Annotated in this window: 17 protein-coding genes and 1 pseudogene; 10 read left to right on the plus strand and 8 right to left on the minus strand. The window is 74.3% G+C overall.

The annotated features are described in order from the left end of the window. Positions 1 to 14: 14 nt before the first annotated feature. Positions 15 to 1,433 carry a hypothetical protein gene (locus tag J116_RS17215; protein ID WP_139140497.1) on the minus strand — a complete coding sequence of 473 codons (1,419 nt, stop codon included), beginning with the start codon at positions 1,431 to 1,433 and terminating at the stop codon, positions 15 to 17. Between the two features lie 320 nt (positions 1,434 to 1,753). On the opposite strand from J116_RS17215, the gene J116_RS17220 reads away from it, so the two are divergent. Together J116_RS17220 and J116_RS17225 are read left to right on the plus strand one after the other, a co-directional pair. Continuing rightward, entirely contained in the window at positions 1,754 to 2,614 is an 861-nt protein-coding gene (locus J116_RS17220) for a MurR/RpiR family transcriptional regulator (protein WP_028964170.1), read from the plus strand. Positions 2,615 to 2,706: 92 nt separating this feature from the next. After that, positions 2,707 to 3,273 (plus strand): hypothetical protein, encoded by a 567-nt coding sequence (locus tag J116_RS17225; protein ID WP_023588319.1) that lies wholly within the window; start codon positions 2,707 to 2,709, stop codon positions 3,271 to 3,273. Positions 3,274 to 3,287: 14 nt separating this feature from the next. On the opposite strand, the gene J116_RS17230 is transcribed toward J116_RS17225, so the two are convergent. The 5 genes from J116_RS17230 to J116_RS17250 form a co-directional block, all read right to left on the minus strand. Next, positions 3,288 to 3,662: a hypothetical protein gene (locus J116_RS17230; protein WP_023588320.1), complete on the minus strand. Its 375-nt coding sequence runs from the start codon at positions 3,660 to 3,662 to the stop codon at positions 3,288 to 3,290. Between the two features lie 73 nt (positions 3,663 to 3,735). Further along, positions 3,736 to 4,173, minus strand: coding sequence for a roadblock/LC7 domain-containing protein (locus tag J116_RS17235; protein ID WP_023588321.1), 438 nt, complete (start codon positions 4,171 to 4,173; stop codon positions 3,736 to 3,738). Between the two features lie 39 nt (positions 4,174 to 4,212). After that, positions 4,213 to 5,019 carry a hypothetical protein gene (locus tag J116_RS17240; RefSeq protein WP_028964172.1) on the minus strand — a complete coding sequence of 269 codons (807 nt, stop codon included), beginning with the start codon at positions 5,017 to 5,019 and terminating at the stop codon, positions 4,213 to 4,215. Further along, a complete protein-coding gene (locus J116_RS17245) occupies positions 5,019 to 5,507 on the minus strand; it encodes a hypothetical protein (RefSeq protein ID WP_023588323.1) in 489 nt (162 codons plus the stop codon). Before J116_RS17245 ends, J116_RS17240 begins: the two co-directional genes overlap by 1 nt. A gap of 157 nt (positions 5,508 to 5,664) precedes the next feature. Further along, the gene (locus J116_RS17250; protein WP_023588324.1) at positions 5,665 to 6,987 is read right to left on the minus strand and encodes a type III PLP-dependent enzyme domain-containing protein; all 1,323 of its coding nucleotides are present in this window, start codon (positions 6,985 to 6,987) and stop codon (positions 5,665 to 5,667) included. A gap of 143 nt (positions 6,988 to 7,130) precedes the next feature. Between J116_RS17250 and hutU the strand changes: the two genes are divergently transcribed. The 6 genes and pseudogenes from hutU to J116_RS17275 all read left to right on the plus strand — a co-directional run bounded on the left by hutU (position 7,131) and on the right by J116_RS17275 (position 13,825). Then, complete coding sequence (hutU, locus tag J116_RS17255) at positions 7,131 to 8,789, plus strand: urocanate hydratase (protein ID WP_023588325.1); 1,659 nt, start codon at positions 7,131 to 7,133, stop codon at positions 8,787 to 8,789. 47 nt (positions 8,790 to 8,836) lie between these two features. Next, positions 8,837 to 10,051, plus strand: a complete 1,215-nt coding sequence (locus tag J116_RS17260) for an allantoate amidohydrolase (RefSeq protein WP_028964173.1) — start codon at positions 8,837 to 8,839, stop codon at positions 10,049 to 10,051. Further along, positions 10,042 to 11,385, plus strand: coding sequence for a formimidoylglutamate deiminase (locus tag J116_RS17265; RefSeq protein ID WP_023588327.1), 1,344 nt, complete (start codon positions 10,042 to 10,044; stop codon positions 11,383 to 11,385). Before J116_RS17260 ends, J116_RS17265 begins: the two co-directional genes overlap by 10 nt. 26 nt (positions 11,386 to 11,411) lie before the next feature. Then, entirely contained in the window at positions 11,412 to 12,689 is a 1,278-nt protein-coding gene (gene hutI / locus J116_RS17270; protein ID WP_023588328.1) for an imidazolonepropionase, read from the plus strand. Positions 12,690 to 12,699: 10 nt separating this feature from the next. After that, positions 12,700 to 13,080, plus strand: a pseudogene (locus J116_RS30975) (hypothetical protein); the annotation flags it as partial. 532 nt (positions 13,081 to 13,612) lie between these two features. After that, positions 13,613 to 13,825 (plus strand): DUF4287 domain-containing protein, encoded by a 213-nt coding sequence (locus tag J116_RS17275; protein ID WP_028964174.1) that lies wholly within the window; start codon positions 13,613 to 13,615, stop codon positions 13,823 to 13,825. 16 nt (positions 13,826 to 13,841) lie between these two features. Here the strand turns inward: J116_RS17275 and J116_RS17280 are convergent, their stop codons facing one another. Continuing rightward, complete coding sequence (locus J116_RS17280) at positions 13,842 to 14,753, minus strand: class I SAM-dependent methyltransferase (RefSeq protein ID WP_028964175.1); 912 nt, start codon at positions 14,751 to 14,753, stop codon at positions 13,842 to 13,844. 141 nt (positions 14,754 to 14,894) lie between these two features. Beyond that, the gene (locus tag J116_RS17285) at positions 14,895 to 15,797 is read right to left on the minus strand and encodes an RNA polymerase sigma factor SigF (protein ID WP_023588331.1); all 903 of its coding nucleotides are present in this window, start codon (positions 15,795 to 15,797) and stop codon (positions 14,895 to 14,897) included. A gap of 239 nt (positions 15,798 to 16,036) precedes the next feature. On the opposite strand from J116_RS17285, the gene J116_RS17290 reads away from it, so the two are divergent. Then, complete coding sequence (locus J116_RS17290; RefSeq protein WP_023588332.1) at positions 16,037 to 16,405, plus strand: STAS domain-containing protein; 369 nt, start codon at positions 16,037 to 16,039, stop codon at positions 16,403 to 16,405. Between the two features lie 186 nt (positions 16,406 to 16,591). Next, on the plus strand, positions 16,592 to 17,212 hold the full coding sequence (locus J116_RS17295; RefSeq protein WP_023588333.1) for an ATP-binding protein: 621 nt from the start codon (positions 16,592 to 16,594) through the stop codon (positions 17,210 to 17,212). Positions 17,213 to 17,353 lie beyond the last annotated feature (141 nt).

Genomic DNA, 17,353 nt, shown 5'->3' on the forward strand with positions numbered 1-17,353 from the left:
TCGGATCGGCCGGATCAGTCGAACGGGTTGAGGGCGCTGCCGATCTTCCTCAGGCCCTCGCCGGCTTCCTCGGCGCGGTCGCCGATCCACTCCCCGGCGTCCTCCAGGCCGTCCGCGATGGCCTCCCGGTTCTCCCAGACCAGGCAGCCGCCGTACACGAGGCCGGTGCCGACGGCCAGGCCGACGGTGACCGGGTTCGGGGCCACGGTCAGGGCGGTTAGGGACGCGTTGAAGGCGGTGCCGCTGAGGTCGGTGGCGAACTTGGCCGGGTCCGCCTTGATCATGTCCGTGTTGTACGTGGCGAGGTTGGCCACGCCGTACAGGGTGGCCGCCGCGCCGCCCACGACACCGGCGCCGCGCAGCCAGCCCGCCGCCTGGAAGGCGCTGCCCAGGCCGCCGTGCTGGGCGACGCGCGCGAGGTTGGCCTCCGCCGCCGTCGGGATGAAGAACCGGCCGTCCTTGACGTGCCCGCCGAGCACCGCCGCCTCGTCCGAGCCGGTCAGCGCCGAGACGAGACCGGGCGGCAGCTTGCTCCACAGGCTGCCCGACTGGGCGAGCACCATCCGCTCGTTGACGCGGCTCGTGATGAACGTGCCCGGCGCGGTGACCGTCTTGCCGTCCTTGAGGAACTGGTACAGCTTGAAGCCGCCCTTGAGGGACGTGCCCAGGGCCAGCGCGAAGGCACCGGCGGTGACCGTGCCCTTCTGGACCCCGGCGAGCAGGTCCGCGAGCTGCTTGTTGCCGGTCAGCTTCTCGACGCCGTCGCGCTGGAGGCGGGCGAGCCAGTCCTCCAGCGTCTCGTTGTCGCGCATGGCGAACGAGGCGAGGGTCATGCGGTCCCGGCGCTGCTGGTCGTCGGCGGCGGCGACCGCGCCCGCGTTGCCGTTGAAGCCGCCGGTGGTCGCGTCGTTCCGGCCGCCGCCGGAGTCCTTGACGACCGCTTCGAGGTCCTTGCGCAGGTCCTTGTCGGCGTCGTCCACGGCTTTGACGCACGCCTTGATGTACTCGGCCCACGCCTGCTCGCTCGCGCGAACGTCCCTGGCGTAGTGCGGGTCGTGGAGGAGGGCCTGGCGCTCGGCGGGGGTGGCTCGCTCCATGTCGAAGGCGACGTCGCCCTGCTCGGAGACCCGCATGCCGTCCTTGACGGCGTCGGCGCGGGCGTTCTCCAGCTTCCGCCTCAGCTCGGTGAACTGCTGGTGGGCGTTGTGCAGCAAGTTCGCCGTCGCCTTCGCCTGGATCTGCGCGGCCTCGTACTCGTAGCGGGTCGCGGCGAAGTTCACGGACGCCGTGCCCGCGCTGCGTCCCACCCACGAGCCGCCGGTGGTCACGCCGCGGACGCTCTCCCGGTAGAGGCTCTCCGCCTTCCGCAGCTCGTCCGCCATCGACTCCCATCTGTCGGCGGCCGCGGACAGCTTCCCCAAGTCGGTCGTCATGACCTCGTGGTACGTCAGCATGTTCATCCCCGGTTCGGCTGGGCCGGAACGAATTCGCGCCACAACGGCATGTCCGGAACCGTATGGCACCGGAAGCAGTCACGCAGGGGGCGCGGAACCGGTTCCCTGGCCAACTCGCCGGACTCGCGCGGGCGTCCGGGATGTGTGGCGATCCGGTGGGGATGGCGGGGGGATTGCCGGGTGAGGCGGGGGCGGGAAGCGGGGGTGGCCGGGTTTCGTGGTGGGGGCGGTCTTGCATATGGTCTATTCAGTCACCGCGGTGACTGAATAGACCTGAGGTGGAGGACAGGGGCACCGGCATGAACGACACCCCCGGCGCGCGGCTCCAGGCCCTTTTCGAGGGCCACCGGCTGACGCCGACGCAGCGGCGGATCGCCCACTGGATGGTGCGGCGCGCCGCCGACGTGCCGTTCCTGTCCAGCGTGGAGCTGGCCGAGCTGGCCGGGGTCAGCCAGCCGTCCGTCACCCGCTTCGCCGTCGCCCTCGGCTTCGACGGTTACCCCGCGCTGCGCAGGCACCTGCGCGAGGTCGCCCCCGCCGAACCCGCCCGCGCCGCCCGGGAGGACGCGCCCGCCGGGGCGGCGGCGGCCAACGAGTACCAGCAGGCCGTCCACGCCGAGATCGAGAACCTCCGCCACCTCGCGGAGCTCCTCGCCGACCCCGCGCCCGCCGAGCGCGCCGGGCGGCTGCTCGCCGCGTCCCGCCCCCTGCCCGTCCTCGGCCTGCGGGCCGCCGCGGCCCAGGCGCGCGGCTTCGCGTACTTCGCCGCCAAGGTCCACCCGGACGTCCGGGTGCTGGACGAGGGCGGCTCGATGCTGACCGACCGGATCGACGCCGCCGTACGGGCCGGGGCCACGGCCCTGCTCTGTTTCGCGCTGCCCCGCCACCCCCGCGAGGTGGTCGATGCCCTGGAGTACGCGCGGGCCGCCGGGCTGACCGTGGTGACCGTCGCCGACTCGGCGTTCGCGCCGGTCGCCCGCCACAGCGACCTGCTCCTCCCGGCCGCCGTCGGCACCGCCCTCGCCTTCGACACGGCGTGCGGGCCGATGCTGCTGGGCCGGGTGCTGCTGGAGGCCATGTGCGACGGGCTGCCGGACGCGCAGGCGCGGCTGGAGGAGTTCGACGCGCGGGCGGCGGCGCGCGGACTGTTCGTGGAGTAGCCGCACGGCGTTCTCTCAGGGAACTCTCACGGACCGCCTGTACCCTGCCCGGCGCACAGCCGCATCGGAGCCGAGGCAGAAGGAGGACGGACGTGGCGCGCGGAGGGCAGTCGCTGGCGAGGGTGGCCGTGGCGGTACGGGCCGGGGCGGCGCCCCTGTGGTGGTCGGGGATCGTCGGGGCGGCGGTGGGGACCGTGCCGCCGGGACTGACGGGACGGCGGATCGGGCTCCTCGCGGGGGCCGCGCTGTTCCTGGTCGCCGCGGCGGGGGTGTTCCTCGCACGGCGCGGGCGGTACGCGGAGCTGGCCGCCGGAGCCGTACGGGCCGCCCGGCAGGACATCCTCCAGGACCGGGCCGTGACCGCGCGGGCCTGGCGGCGGGCCCGCCGCTGGTGGCTGCTGCTCGCCTTCCCGGTGGCCGTGGCCACGTCGTTCGCGGTGCCCGCCGCCGTGGGACTGCTCGTCGCGGGGCTCGGCGCCGGGCTGTGGCTGAAGGCCGTGTGGATCGGCCGCCGCGAGCGCGTCGACGACCGGCTGCTGTGGGTCTGCGCCGACCGGCTCGCCCGGCGCGGCGGCCCGGCCGGACGGCACGTCACCGCGTACAAGGCGACGGGCATCGCCGCCGGTGACGCCGCGCCCGGTGGGGCGCGGCGCCGCTGACGGGTCCGGGGCGGTCAGACCTCCAGGCCGCTCTCGATCGTCCTGAGCTGGTGGCGGGCCATCGCGAGGTTCGCCCGGTTCTTGTCGAGCGCCAGGTAAAGGAACAGCCCGTTCGTGCCGCGGCCCTTGAGGAGCCGGATCAGGTGGTACTGGCTGCCGAGGGTGATCAGGATGTCCTCGATCTCGTCGTTGAGGCCGAGCATCTCCATGGTGCGCACCTTCGCGCGGACCACGTCGGTGTTCCCGGCGGCGGCGACCGTGAGGTCCAGGTCCTGGCCGCCGCCGACCATGCCGAGGGCCATGCCGCTCGAGTAGTCGACGAGCGCGGCGCCCAGGGCGCCGTCGATCGCCGTCATCGCTTCCTTGAGGGTCGTCTCCGCGTTGGCCATGAACGCGCACTTCCTTTCGTGGTAATTTCCGCTGGCGCGGGTGGTGTCCTGCGGGTCGTGTCCTGCGGGTGTGTCAGGGGGCGAGGTCGGGCCGCTCCAGGGCGCCGTCCACGAGTTCCGCGATCCGCGCGCCGGAGCGGCGGCCCTCCAGGTGGAGGCGGCCGACGTTGACGCGGGGCTCCGCGAGCAGCGTCAGCACGGCCGTGCCGCCCGCCGCGTACGTCGCCACGTAGCCGTGCTCGCCGCGCACCAGCAGCTCGCGGAAGCCGCCGCGCCCGGTGGCGTCGGTGAGCCGTACGGCGACGCCGAGCGCGGCCGCCGTCAGCGCGGCGACGCCCTCCGGCTCGACGTCCCCTGTGTCCTGCGCGAGGACCAGACCGTCGACGCTGGCGGCGAGCGCCCCGGTCAGCTGCGGGACCCGCGCGCGGAGGCGGCGCAGCTCCCCGAGTACGTACGGTTCGGCCGTCATCAGTTGTCTCCTCTCGGCGCGCTGCCGCAGGGCGCGCCTCATGACGCGGGCCTCATGAGGACAGGGGGGTGGTGCGGGTGGTCACAGGCGTGCCTCCAGAGCGTCACGGACTCGGCGGAGCAGGGCGATGTCGGGGTGGTCGGCCGCGGGGACGGCGCCGCTCGGCGGGAGGGGCAGAGGCAGGGGTACGGGTGCGGGGGCGCCGCCCGGTGCGACGGCGGGCGCGGCGGCGGGCGCGGCGGCGGTGCCGGTACTGGGGCCGGCGGGCGGCGGCGGGGCGGGTGTCTCGACCAGTCCGGCGGCGGCCAGGCGCCGTATCTCCAGCAGCGTGTGGAAGGCGGGGCGGCCCAGGACCCAGGCGAGCTGCGCCGGGGTGCGGGTCCCGTCGGCGCGGGCCAGCAGGGCGCGGCCGCGGGCGGTGACGGTCTGGCCGGGCGCCGTGGGGCGGGGGACGACGGGGGCGGCGTCGAGCGCGGGGTAGGGCCAGACGCTGTCGAGCAGTTCGCGGCGGCGCAGCGTCTCGCGCTCCAGGGCGACGGCCGGCACGGGGCGGCCCGGGCCCGCGTGGCGGGGCTCGGCGCCGTACCGGAAGCGGGCCGGGCCCCGGCCGGGGGCGAGCGCGAAGAACGCGGCGTCGAACAGGGCGCCGAGGCGGCATATCTCGCGCTCGCCGTCGCCTATCCGGCCCGGGCGGCCGGTGCGGGCGCGGGCGGCGGAGCGGCGGTCGCTGCCGCCCGCCAGCAGGATGTCGAGGCCGGGCGCGACGGGGCTCTCGGCGTGCACGACCTGGCCCTCGACCAGGTAGAGCGTGCCGTGGTCGCGTACGAGGGCGCCGGTCGCCCGGTCGGCCGCGAGGCGCCGCAGCATGGGGGAGACGACGCCGTTCATCACAGCACCAGCCGTTCCGCGAGGTCCCGGAGGCGTAAGCGGGCCAGCGCCAGGTTGCCCGTGTCGCGGTCGAGCCACAGGTGCAGGAAAAGGCTGCTGTCGAAGTTCGTGGTGACGAAGCGGAGCACGTGGTAGCCGGTGCGGGTGGTGACGATGAGGTCCTCGACGGGGGCGTCCTCGTCGTCCGCCGAGCCGGGCCCGGGGCTGGAGCCCAAGCCGGGAACGGCTCCCGGCCCGGCGCCTGGTGCTCCGCCCGGAGGTCCGCCGTCCGGTGCGCCGGTCCGCCCGCCCGCCGCCGGGCTGAACGACTGGTACTCCGCCGCCGCGCGGGCCAGTTCGGCCGCCTCGGCGGCGCTCGTCTCGTGGTCTCCGACCGGGGACTCCCCGGCCGTTCCCAGGGCGAGCCCGCTGGTCCAGTCCACGAGGGCCGCGCCGCGCGCACCCGGCAGGGTCATCGCTTCCAGCAGGCACTCGTCGATTCCGGGCACGCGGATTCCCCTCCCATGGCGCAGTCGTGGCGACCTCGGTAGCGGAGAGGTTACGCAACGTTCCATCCCTGGGCGGGACTTCTGGCATTTTCCTTTGGAACGTGCCCCCGGCGCGGTAGGCTCCGCGCCGCCCGCGCCGGGGGCGCTCGGGGCGTCCCTACTCCGCCACCAGCGCGTCCCGCAGCTCCCCGCCCGACTCGGCGACGATCTCCGCCACCGGCTGCGGCGGCCGTACGGCGGCGAACCGCACCGTTCCGTCCGGGCGGACCGTGTAGCCGTACACGGCGGGCCTGGGCAGGGAGTTGTACGCGTAGTGGTGCGCGAAGTAGTACGCGCCGGTGTCCAGCGCCGCCACCACGTCTCCCGGTTCGAGGCGCGGCAGGGGGCGGGCCACGGCCAGCAGGTCGCCCGCGAAACAGGCGGGCCCGGCCACGTCCTGGTCGACGGCCGGCCCCTCCTTGGGCAGCCCCTTCGCGTCGTACGCGGCGATGCGCAGCGGCCAGGACGCGGGCGCGTACACGGTGCGGGTGGCGACCTGGACCCCGGCGTGCGTGACGGCGATGGCCCGCGAGCCGGACGTCTTGGTGTACTCGACGCGGGCGAGGACGGTGCCGTGCCTGGCCAGCAGCGACCGGCCGAACTCGGTGACCAGCCCGTACCGCCCGTCGAACAGCCCCGGCACCTCGGCGGCGAGCAGCCGCGCGTACTCCTCGTACGTGGGGGTCTCCTCGTCGGACGCGAAGTTCACCGGCAGGCCGCCGCCGAGGTCGATCGTGTCCACCTGGCGCCGCCCGGCCGCCTCGTTGATCTCCTCGGCCAGTTCGTATACGGCCCGCACCCCGTCCGCCATGCGCGCGAGCGGGACGCCCTGGGAGCCGGAGTGGGTGTGCAGCCGGGTCAGCCACGGGCGGTCCAGGAACGCCCGGACGATCCACGCGCGGGCGCCCGGGTCGCGCAGGGCGACGCCGAACTTCGAGGTGTCGGTCGCGGTGGACAGGGCGTCGATGGTGCCGCCGCCGACCTGGGCGTTGACGCGCAGGCCGACGGGCGGCGGGGCGGTCGCGCGGGCGGCGACGAGCGTGTCGAGGCGGGCGAGCTCCTGCGGGTTGTCGGCGTTGACGGCGATGCCGAGGTCGATGGCCTCGCGCAGTTCGGCCACGGTCTTGGCGGGGGAGTCGAGGACGGTCATGCGGGGCGGGACGCCGGCGGCGCGGGCGAGGGCCAGCTCGCCGGGGCTCGCGACCTCGGCGCCGAGCCCCTCCTCGTACAGCAGGCGCAGGACGGGGACGAGCGGGGAGGCCTTCACGGCGAAGGCGTGCAGGACGGGCGCGTCGGTGACGGCGGCGAACGCGGCGCGCAGGGCGGCGGCGGAGGCGCGGACACCGGCGGTGTCGAGGAGGGCGACGACGGGCTGGGAATCGGGGAGCAGCGCGTGCTCGACGGCTGCGCGGACGGCTTGATCACGTCGGTCGGAAGCCATGCCCTCCAGCCAAACACCCGGCGCGCGCCCGCGCAGCTGTTGACTACAACTATTCAGTCCAGCAGGATGTGAATATCTCACTCACAAGAGGCCGGCGCCGCAGTGGCCGAGGCCGAGGCATCCGCATTCGAGGAGGCACCCCCATGTCAGGACCCCGACCCGTACGGGCCCCGCGCGGTACGGAACTGAGCGCCCTGGGATGGCAGCAGGAGGCCGCTCTGCGGATGCTCCAGAACAACCTCGACCCGGAGGTCGCCGAGCACCCCGACAAGCTCGTCGTCTACGGCGGCACCGGCAAGGCGGCCCGCGACTGGCGCTCCTTCGACGCCATGGTCCGCACGCTGCGCACCCTGAAGCAGGACGAGACGATGCTCGTCCAGTCCGGCCGCCCGGTCGGCGTGATGCAGACCCACGAGTGGGCCCCGCGCGTCCTGATCGCCAACTCCAACCTGGTCGGCGACTGGGCGAACTGGGAGGAGTTCCGCCGCCTGGAGGCGCTCGGTCTCACCATGTACGGGCAGATGACCGCCGGGTCGTGGATCTACATCGGCACGCAGGGCATCCTCCAGGGAACGTACGAGACGTTCGCCGCCGTCGCCGCGAAGAAGTTCGGCGGCACCCTCGCCGGGACGATCACCCTCACCGCCGGTCTCGGCGGCATGGGCGGCGCCCAGCCGCTCGCCGTCACCATGAACGACGGCGTCGCCATCTGCGTCGACTGCGACCCGCGCGCCATCGAGCGCCGCATCGAGCACCGCTACCTGGACGTCAAGGCCGACTCCCTCGACCACGCCCTGCAGCTGGCCACCGAGGCCCGCGACGCGCGCCGCCCCCTGTCGATCGGCGTGCTCGGCAACGCCGCCGAACTGGTACCGCAGCTCCTCGCGATGGGCGCCCCCATCGACATCGTCACCGACCAGACCTCCGCCCACGACCCGCTCGCCTACCTGCCGGTCGGCGTCGCCTTCGAGGACATGGCCGACGCCGCCGCCAAGGACCCGGCCGGGTTCACGCAGCGGGCCCGCGAGTCGATGGCCAGGCACGTCGAGGCGATGGTCGGCTTCATGGACGCGGGCGCCGAGGTCTTCGACTACGGCAACTCCATCCGCGGCGAGGCCCAGCTCGCCGGGTACGAGAGGGCGTTCGCCTTCCCCGGCTTCGTCCCCGCCTACATCCGCCCGCTGTTCTGCGAGGGCAAGGGCCCCTTCCGCTGGGCCGCCCTTTCCGGTGAGGCGTCCGACATCGCCAAGACGGACAAGGCGATCCTGGAGCTGTTCCCGGAGAACGAGTCGCTGGCCCGCTGGATCAAGATGGCCGGGGAGCGCGTCCACTTCCAGGGCCTGCCCGCCCGCATCTGCTGGCTCGGCTACGGCGAGCGCGACCGCGCCGGTGAGCGCTTCAACGACATGGTGGCCTCCGGCGAGCTGGCCGCCCCGCTCGCCATCGGCCGCGACCACCTCGACTGCGGCTCCGTCGCCTCCCCGTACCGCGAGACCGAGGCCATGCTCGACGGCTCCGACGCCATCGCGGACTGGCCGCTGCTGAACGCCATGGTCAACGTCGCGTCCGGCGCCTCCTGGGTCTCCCTGCACCACGGCGGCGGCGTCGGCATGGGCCGCTCCATCCACGCGGGCCAGGTCACCGTCGCCGACGGCACCCCGCTGGCGGGCGAGAAGATCCGCCGCGTCCTCACCAACGACCCCGGCATGGGCGTCATCCGGCACGTGGACGCCGGATACGACCGCGCCGACGAGGTCGCCGCCGAGCGGGGCGTCCGCGTCCCGATGCGGGAGGACGCGTGACCCCGTCCCAGCGACGGCAGCCGGTCGCCGGCCAGTCCTTCCACACCATGTGGAAGGAGCTGGCCGGCATCGGCCGCGACCCCGCCTCCGGCGGCTACCGCCGCTACGCCTGGACCGGCGCCGACACCGACTGCCGCGCCTGGTTCCGCGAACAGGCCGAGTCGCGGGGCCTCGCCTACGAGACCGACCGCAACGGCAACCAGTGGGCCTGGCTGGGCGACCCGCACGGCACGGACGCCGTCGTCACCGGCTCCCACCTGGACTCCGTCCCCGACGGCGGCGCCTTCGACGGCCCGCTCGGCGTCGTTTCGTCCTTCGCCGCCGTCGACGAACTCCTCCAGCGGGGCGCCGCCCTCGCCCGGCCCCTCGCCGTCGTCAACTTCGGCGACGAGGAGGGCGCCCGCTTCGGCCTCGCCTGCGTCGGCTCCCGCCTCACCGCCGGGCAGCTCACGAAGGACGCCGCGTACGCGCTGCGCGACGGCGACGGCGTCGCCCTGCCCGACGCCATGGAGGCCGCCGGGTACGACCCCGCCGCCATCGGCCCCGACCCGGAGCGCCTCGCCCGGATCGGCGCGTTCGTGGAGCTGCACGTCGAGCAGGGCCGCGCCCTGGACCTGACCGGCGACCCGGTCGGCATCGCCTCCGCGATCTGGCCGCACGGCCGCTGGCGGTACGACTTCCGGGGCGAGGCCAACCACGCGGGAACCACCCGGCTCGTGGACCGCCGCGACCCGATGCTGCCGTACGCCGAGACGGTCCTGGCCGCCCGCCGCGAGGCGGAACTCGCCGGCGCCGTCGCCACCTTCGGCAAGGTCGCCGTCGAACCCAACGGCGTCAACGCCATCCCGTCCCTCGTGCGCGGCTGGCTCGACTCGCGCGCCGCCGACCAGGCCACGCTCGACACGGTCACGGCCGCCGTGGAGGCCGCCGCGCGGGAGGCCGCCGAACGGCAGGGCGTCGACCTCGCCGTCGTACGCGAGTCGTTCACCCCGGTCGTCGAGTTCGCCCACGCCCTGCGCGACGAGCTGGCCGCCATCCTCGGCGGCGACCGGCCCGGCGGCGGCGACCGGCCCGTGCCCGTGCTGGGCACCGGCGCCGGGCACGACGCGGGCATCCTGTCCGCCTCCGTCCCGACCGCGATGCTGTTCGTCCGCAACCCCACGGGCGTCTCGCACTCCCCGGCCGAGTTCGCCGCCGAGGACGACTGCGTGGTCGGCGTGCACGCCCTCGCCGACGTACTGGAGGGCCTGGCATGCCGCTGACCACGTACTGGCTGGAACACGCCTGGCTGGGCGACACGGTCGTCCCCGGCGTCGCCCTGGACGTAGCGGACGGCCGGATCACCGCCGTCCGCCCGGACACGCCCACCCCGCCGCCGGGCGCCACACCCCTGCGCGGACTGACCCTCCCAGGCCTGGCCAACGCCCACAGCCACGCCTTCCACCGGGCCCTGCGCGGCCGCGCCCAGGCCGAGCGGGGCAGCTTCTGGACGTGGCGCGACACCATGTACCAGGTGGCGTCCCGGCTCACCCCCGACACGTACCGCGCGCTGGCGACCGCCGTGTACGCGGAGATGGCCCTCGCGGGCATCACCGCCGTCGGCGAGTTCCACTACCTGCACCACGCGCCCGGCGGCGCCCCCTACGCCGACCCCAACGCGATGGGCGAGGCGCTGATCGCCGCCGCCGCCGACGCGGGCATCCGCATCACCCTCCTCGACACCGCCTATCTGTCGTCCGGCTTCGGCGAGCCGCCCAACGAGCACCAGCTCCGCTTCTCCGACGGCACCGCCGACGCCTGGGCCGAACGCGTCGGCGCCCTGAAGGACACCGGCGACGGCACCGTCCGGATCGGCGCGGCCATCCACTCCGTACGCGCCGTTCCCGCCGACCAGCTGGCCACCGTCGCCGACTGGGCACGCGACCGGGGCGCACCCCTGCACGTCCACCTGTCCGAACAGCCCGCGGAGAACGAGGCGTGCCTCGCCGCCCACGGCCGCACCCCGGCCCGCCTGCTGGCCGATCACGGCGCCCTCGGCGAGCGGACCACCGCCGTGCACGCCACGCACCTCACCGACGAGGACATCGCCCTGCTCGGCACCACCCGCACCGGTACCTGCATGTGCCCCACCACCGAACGCGACCTCGCGGACGGCATCGGCCCGGCCGTCGCCCTCCAGCGGGCGGGCAGCCCCCTGTCGCTCGGCTCCGACAGCCACGCCGTGATCGACCTCCTGGAGGAGGCGCGCGCCATGGAGCTGGACGAGCGGCTGCGCACCCGCGTGCGCGGCAACTGGACCGCCGCGCAGCTGCTGCGCGCCGCCGGAGCCGACGGGCACGCCGCGCTCGGGCGCCCCGACGCGGGCGTCCTGGAGCCGGGCGCGCTCGCCGACTTCACGACGATCGCGCTGGACACCGTCAGGACGGCCGGGCCACCGCCGCGTCTGGCAGCCGAGACGGCCGTATTCGCCGCGTCCGCGGCGGATGTGCGCCACACGGTCGTCGGCGGCCGCCAGGTCGTACGGGACGGGACCCACGCCCTCGTACCCGATGTGCCGCGGGCGCTGCGGGACGCGATCGCCGCCCTGCTCGACTGACCCGGCCGAAGGAGAACTCCCGCACCATGAACAGCGGCAACGAGCCCACGAACAGCGCCCCCGCGACCGCGGGGCCCGACACGACGAACAACGCCGTCGCGCCGAAGGCCACCGCGGCCACGCTCATCACCAACATCGCCGGTCTGGTCACCAACGACCCCTCCCTCGGTGACGGTTCCCCCCTCGGACTGATCCAGGACGCCGCGCTCGTCATCGAGGGCGACCGCGTCGTCTGGACCGGTGAATCCAGCAAAGCACCCGCCACTGACAACCGGGTCGACGCGGGCGGCCGGACGGTCGTCCCCGGCTTCGTCGACTCCCACTCGCACCTCGTCTTCGCGGGCGACCGCACCGCCGAGTTCAACGCCCGCATGTCCGGCCGGGCGTACGAGGCGGGCGGCATCCGCACGACGGTCGCCGCGACCCGCGCCGCGACCGACGCCGAACTGGAGGCGAACGTCGTCCGCTACCTGCGGGAGGCGCTCCGCCAGGGCACGACCACCTTCGAGACGAAGTCCGGCTACGGCCTGACCGTCGAGGACGAGGCGCGGGCCCTGCGCGTCGCCGCCCGCCACACCGACGAGGTCACCTACCTCGGCGCGCACATCGTGTCCCCGGACTACGCCGACGACCCGGCCGGATACGTCGCCCTGGTCACCGGCGAGATGCTCGACGCGTGCGCCCCGCACGCGCGCTGGATCGACGTGTTCTGCGAGAAGGGCGCCTTCGACGGCGACCAGGCCCGCGCGATCCTCACCGCGGGCAAGGCGCGCGGCCTGCACCCGCGCGTCCACGCCAACCAGCTGTCGTACGGCCCCGGCGTCCAGCTCGCGGTGGAGCTGGACGCGGCGAGCGCCGACCACTGCACGCACCTGACCGACGACGACGTGGACGCCCTCGCCAACAGCGCGACCGTCGCCACGCTCCTGCCGGGCGCGGAGTTCTCGACGCGCGCCAAGTGGCCGGACGCGCGGCGCCTGCTGGACGCGGGCGCGACGGTGGCGCTGTCCACGGACTGCAACCCCGGCTCGTCGTTCACCTCGTCGATGCCGTTCTGCGTGGCCCTGGCGGTACGGGACATGGGCATGACGCCCGACGAGGCGGTGTGGTCCGCGACGGCCGGGGGCGCGGCGGCCCTGCGCCGCACCGACATCGGCCGCCTGAGCCCCGGCGCCCGCGCCGACCTGGCCTTCCTGGACGCCCCGTCCCACGTCCACCTCGCCTACCGCCCGGGCGTCCCGCTCGTCACCGAGGTCTGGCGCGCGGGCGCCCCGGTGGTTCTGGGACGCGGCGCGCGGGCGTAGCGTCGGCCGGGTGACCCGGCGACTCCTGTACGTCCGCTTCCAGTCCCCGACGCGCGGTCCCCGGGGCCACCACCCCGGGGTCTTCGCGCTGGCCAACGCCCTGGCCAGGGAGGGGCGGCTGTCCCCCGACGAGTACCGGTTCCGGCGCGCGGCGAACGACTGGTACGACGCCACCTACCCGAACCCGTCCGACACCGACCCCACCGTCTACGACCCGGACCTCAACCCCGGCGCGGTGGCCTGGTTCAAGTCGACGGCGTGCCACCTCGTCGACCGGGTCGACGGCTATCTGACGCTCCTGGCGGAGCACGGCGTCCCCTGCGAGCGCGTCGAGACGACGGCTCCGGGCCGGATCGTCCACGAGGACGAGGTCCAGGTCGTGGCGGCGCCGACGGCTCCGGTCCACGCACCCGGAACCGTCCGGGAATTCGACGTACCGGATCTGCCCCCGCCAGTACGTGACCTCCACGGGCCGTCCCGGGCGGGCCGACGGGTTCTCCTCAAGGCCGCCGCGGAGCCGCGTACGGCTCGCCGTACCGTCCGCCTCCGTGAGGTGCAGCCAGTACCGGGGCGTCCTGACCGCGTCCTTCACCGGCTCGGCCGCCCTGATCCGTGCCTCCGCGGTCCGCAGGCACTCCCCGTCCCGGCTGCCCGGGGCGCGCATGGACGCGGTCTCGAAGGCCAGCCTCTCGCCGTGGGCCTCCCGCACCGGGAACACGAAGGTCACCACGGCATTCCGCGATGTCGACGGCGGCGGGAAGTACGGGCGTTCCCGCCATGTCCGCACCCCGCTCACTGCCGTGACCTGGCAACCTCCTTCCTCCTCTGTGACGCGGGTCACCCGGGCCCACCGCTCATTCCGGCGGCCGCCCGGGGTCAGCCCTCCCGACAGCGGCAGCAGCCACGGCAGGAAGGAACCGGAGATGACCCAGCAGGCGCAGGTGAAGGGGCCCGCGAGCTACTTCCCGTCGATCGAGAAGAAGTACGGGCGGCCGGTCGCGGAGTGGAAGGACCTCATCCGCACCTCCCCGCTCACCCGGCACATGGAGCTGGTCGCCTGGCTCAAGAGCGAGCACGGCCTCGGCCACGGTCACGCCAACGCCCTCGTCGCCGACACCCTCGCCGAGCCCGCCTGACCGCGCCCAGCCCTCCTCAGCGGGGCGGCAGGGACGCGTGGGCCACGTGGACGCGCATCGCGCACGGCACGCGGCCGTCCGGCCCGGCGAGCGGTGCGGCCTCGGCGAGGAACGCCTCGCGCAGCGCGGCGGCGTCCGGCCCGGGCAGCGGCGCCAGGTCGTACAGGCCCGACACGGTGGCCCACACCTCGTCGGCCGTCCCGTCGAGCCGCAGCGGTACGGTCTCCCAGCCGACCGCCCCGAAACCGGCGTCCCGCAGCAGCGCGCCGAGCCCCTCGCGGGTACGGGTCCTGGCGTCGCCCAGCCTCGGTGCGCGCCGCTCGGCGGGCAGGGCCTCCACGGCCTCCCGCAGCAGCGGCAGGAACCGCTCGTACGCGTCACCGCCCCCGGAGACCGCCCCGCCGCCCACCACGCAGGCGAACGTTCCGCCCGGGACGAGGACGCGGGCCACCTCGGCGGCGACCAGCTCCACATCGCCCATCAGCATCAGCGCCATGTGCGACACGCACGCGTCGAACGAGCCGTCCGCGAACGGCAGCCGCTGCCCGCGCCCCTGCGCCAGGACCGTCCCCGCGGGCACCCCGGCCCGCCCCCGCGCCACCGCCAGCGCCTCGGCCGACAGGTCCACCCCCGCCAGCACGCGCCCCGGGGCCCCCGCCGACACGCGCCCCGGCGCGCCGACGCGCGAGCCGCCCCCTGACGGCGTCCGCCCGGTGTGCCCGCCGTCGGCCGCCAGCCGCTCCAGCAGCACCCCGTCACCGCAGCCCAGGTCCAGGACAGAGCGCGCACCCCGGACCAGGTCGCGGAGCATCGTGTAGCTGGACCGCCCGTCGGGCCCGGCGCCTCTGGACAGGGTCTCGCCGGTGACGCCGGGGCGCCGGGCGTGGAACCGGCGCAGGAACCGCTCCTGCCGCATCGTCGTCGTCATGGCCCCCCACCCAACCAGGGCCCGCGCCCCCGCCCGGCAGGATCGCGCCAGTAACGCGCGCCTACGCCCGAGGGCCCGCTCTCCTCAAAAGGGGGCGGGTCCTCGGGCGTAGGGGCACGGCGGGTGCAGTGAGAGGGAAGCTCACTCCTCCAGGGTGAGGCCCTTGCGGAGCTTCGTCAGCGTGCGCGACAGCAGCCGCGACACGTGCATCTGCGAGATGTTCAGCTCCTCGCCGATCTGCGACTGCGTGAGCCCCGCGACGAACCGGAGCGAAAGGATCTTGCGGTCCCGCGCGGGCAGCGACGCGATCAGCGGCTTCAGGGACTCGATGTACTCGATCCCCTCCAGGCCGTGGTCCTCGTAGCCGATCCGGTCCGCTAGGGCGCCCTCGGTGTCGTCCTCCTCGGGCTGGGCGTCCAGGGAGCTGGCGGTGTAGGCGTTGCTCGCCGCCATGCCCTCGACGACCTCGTCGTTGCTGATGCCGAGCCGGTCCGCCAGCTCCGCGACGGTCGGGGAGCGGTCCAGCTCCTGCGCCAGCTCGTCACCGGCCTTCGCCAGCTCCAGGCGCAACTCCTGGAGGCGCCGGGGAACCCGTACGGACCAGGACGTGTCGCGGAAGAAGCGCTTGATCTCGCCGATGATCGTCGGCATCGCGAAGGTCGGGAACTCGACCTCGCGGCTCAGCTCGAAGCGGTCGATCGCCTTGATCAGGCCGATGGTGCCGACCTGGATGATGTCCTCCATCGGCTCGCTGCGCGTGCGGAACCGGGAGGCGGCGAACTTGACCAGGGCGAGGTTCAGCTCGACCAGGGTGTTGCGGACGTACGCGTACTCGTGGGTGCCCTCTTCGAGGGCTTCGAGCCGCGCGAACAGCGTCTTGGACAGCGCGCGCGCGTCCACCGCCCCCACCTCGTCGTACGGAGGGATCTCGGGGAGGTCGGGGAGGTCCGGGAAACCGGACCGATCGAAGGGGTGGGGGGATGTTGCCGACGCCGCGTCGTGGGTACGCGTCTCGTCGAGCCGGGGTGACATGGTGTCCTCCATCGTTCTCGGCATATGGCCGCCGATGCCCATACGTCGGATTGCGGTGTGCGGCGCCTCCAAAGCCGGCCGTGTCGGGGGTTGCCCTACTAGCCCTATCGGGTTCGCCCATGCCGGTGCAAGTGGCCGATGCGATTGCCGTTTTTCCTGTATATACCCTTTGCGGTGACCTCCGGCTACCCGCCGGGGCGGATTCGTCGTAGGGTTCTCCCGACCCAACGGCATCGGCGAAGAGGGGCGGAATGGGCCGCGAGACAGTCGGCAGCGCGAACCAGGGCCGACTTCACGTCGGGGTCCGGACGGAAGGTTCGAGCGAGGTCCTGACCCCGGTGGGTGAGCTCGATCACCACACCGCGGAGCTGCTGCGCGAACCCCTGGAGGCCGCGGTCGCCCAGGGCCGGACACGGCTGGTGGTCGACTGCTCGCAGCTGGAGTTCTGCGACTCGACCGGGCTGAACGTGCTCCTCGGCGCGCGACTGAAGGCCGAGGCGGCCGGCGGGGTGGTGCACCTGGCCGCGATGCGGCCCGCCGTCGCCCGTGTGTTCGAGATCACGGGAGCCGGTGTGGTCTTCGAGATCCACGACTCCCTGGACGCCGCCCTTGGGCGGTAGCCCGGCGGGCGGCGGCGAGTACACGCCGCGGGCCCTGCGGGGCCGATCTGAGGGGTGTCGCCCGGGGACGGGCGGGCAGAAGAAGCCAGAAGACCCCCACGGTGGGCCGCGAAGAGTCCACACTCTTGGTAAACGATGTGACGTCGAGCAAATGACGACCTGGTGAATCGGTGAGGTGACGCGCTGATGGGTGCCACCCAGCAGCAACCGCCGAGCGGCCTCGGCCCCGAGCCGGACCGCCCCGGCACCCCCTCGGCACAGCGCGTGGCACCCTCCGGCGCGTCCGACCGGCGCGGCCCGCACGAGCGGGATACGCGGGAGCGCGGCCCGCACGAGCGGGAGCACGGGCCCCGGGAGGACGGCGAGCAGGGGAACGGCGAGCAGGAGCGCGGCCCGCACCGCGAGACGCGCCGGCTCACGCTGGATGGCGCGAGCGGGGGCGTACCCCTCGCCCGCGACTTCACGCGCCAGGCGCTCTACGACTGGGGATGGCTCCCCGCCGCCACCGCGGACCGCCGCGCCGCCGCCGAGGACGTCCTGCTGGTCGTCTCCGAGCTGGTCACCAACGCCTGTCTGCACGCCGAGGGCCCCGAGGAGCTGCGGGTCTCCCTGCACGCCAAGGTCCTGCGCCTGGAGGTCGAGGACCGGGGCGCCGGACAGCCAGCGCCCCGCACCCCCCACCGCGCCGGGCGGCCCGGCGGCCACGGCATGTTCATCGTGCAGCGGCTCTGCCTCGACTGGGGCGTCACCAGGGCCGCTGAGGCGGCGGGGAAGACCGTCTGGGCGGAGCTGGCCGCGCCCGCGTGAACAGGGTCGGTCGCCGCTGTGTCAGCATCTGCGTAAGCGAGTGACCGGAAACGGTACGTATACGAAAGCTTACGAAAGGACGTGTTCTGTAGAACGTCCGTGTGGCGTAGTGTGCCCTCGCGTGAAGGAATTGTGTGACCC

Origin of the sequence: Streptomyces thermolilacinus SPC6 (genome assembly GCF_000478605.2) — a bacterium.
Classification (GTDB): domain Bacteria; phylum Actinomycetota; class Actinomycetes; order Streptomycetales; family Streptomycetaceae; genus Streptomyces; species Streptomyces thermolilacinus.

What these genes read in the sequence shown, in the direction of transcription:
- J116_RS17295 (WP_023588333.1), top strand. Translation starts at nt 16,592, where the DNA reads ATGGGTGCCACCCAGCAGCAACCGCCGAGCGGCCTCGGCCCCGAGCCG.
- J116_RS17250 (WP_023588324.1), bottom strand. Translation starts at nt 6,987, where the DNA reads ATGGCTTCCGACCGACGTGATCAAGCCGTCCGCGCAGCCGTCGAGCAC.
- J116_RS17260 (WP_028964173.1), top strand. Translation starts at nt 8,837, where the DNA reads ATGTGGAAGGAGCTGGCCGGCATCGGCCGCGACCCCGCCTCCGGCGGC.
- J116_RS17230 (WP_023588320.1), bottom strand. Translation starts at nt 3,662, where the DNA reads ATGGCCAACGCGGAGACGACCCTCAAGGAAGCGATGACGGCGATCGAC.
- J116_RS17220 (WP_028964170.1), top strand. Translation starts at nt 1,754, where the DNA reads ATGAACGACACCCCCGGCGCGCGGCTCCAGGCCCTTTTCGAGGGCCAC.
- J116_RS17235 (WP_023588321.1), bottom strand. Translation starts at nt 4,173, where the DNA reads ATGAGGCGCGCCCTGCGGCAGCGCGCCGAGAGGAGACAACTGATGACG.
- J116_RS17275 (WP_028964174.1), top strand. Translation starts at nt 13,613, where the DNA reads ATGACCCAGCAGGCGCAGGTGAAGGGGCCCGCGAGCTACTTCCCGTCG.
- J116_RS17280 (WP_028964175.1), bottom strand. Translation starts at nt 14,753, where the DNA reads ATGACGACGACGATGCGGCAGGAGCGGTTCCTGCGCCGGTTCCACGCC.
- J116_RS17290 (WP_023588332.1), top strand. Translation starts at nt 16,037, where the DNA reads ATGGGCCGCGAGACAGTCGGCAGCGCGAACCAGGGCCGACTTCACGTC.
- J116_RS17285 (WP_023588331.1), bottom strand. Translation starts at nt 15,797, where the DNA reads ATGGAGGACACCATGTCACCCCGGCTCGACGAGACGCGTACCCACGAC.
- J116_RS17265 (WP_023588327.1), top strand. Translation starts at nt 10,042, where the DNA reads ATGCCGCTGACCACGTACTGGCTGGAACACGCCTGGCTGGGCGACACG.
- J116_RS17215 (WP_139140497.1), bottom strand. Translation starts at nt 1,433, where the DNA reads ATGACGACCGACTTGGGGAAGCTGTCCGCGGCCGCCGACAGATGGGAG.
- hutU (WP_023588325.1), top strand. Translation starts at nt 7,131, where the DNA reads ATGTCAGGACCCCGACCCGTACGGGCCCCGCGCGGTACGGAACTGAGC.
- hutI (WP_023588328.1), top strand. Translation starts at nt 11,412, where the DNA reads ATGAACAGCGGCAACGAGCCCACGAACAGCGCCCCCGCGACCGCGGGG.
- J116_RS17240 (WP_028964172.1), bottom strand. Translation starts at nt 5,019, where the DNA reads ATGAACGGCGTCGTCTCCCCCATGCTGCGGCGCCTCGCGGCCGACCGG.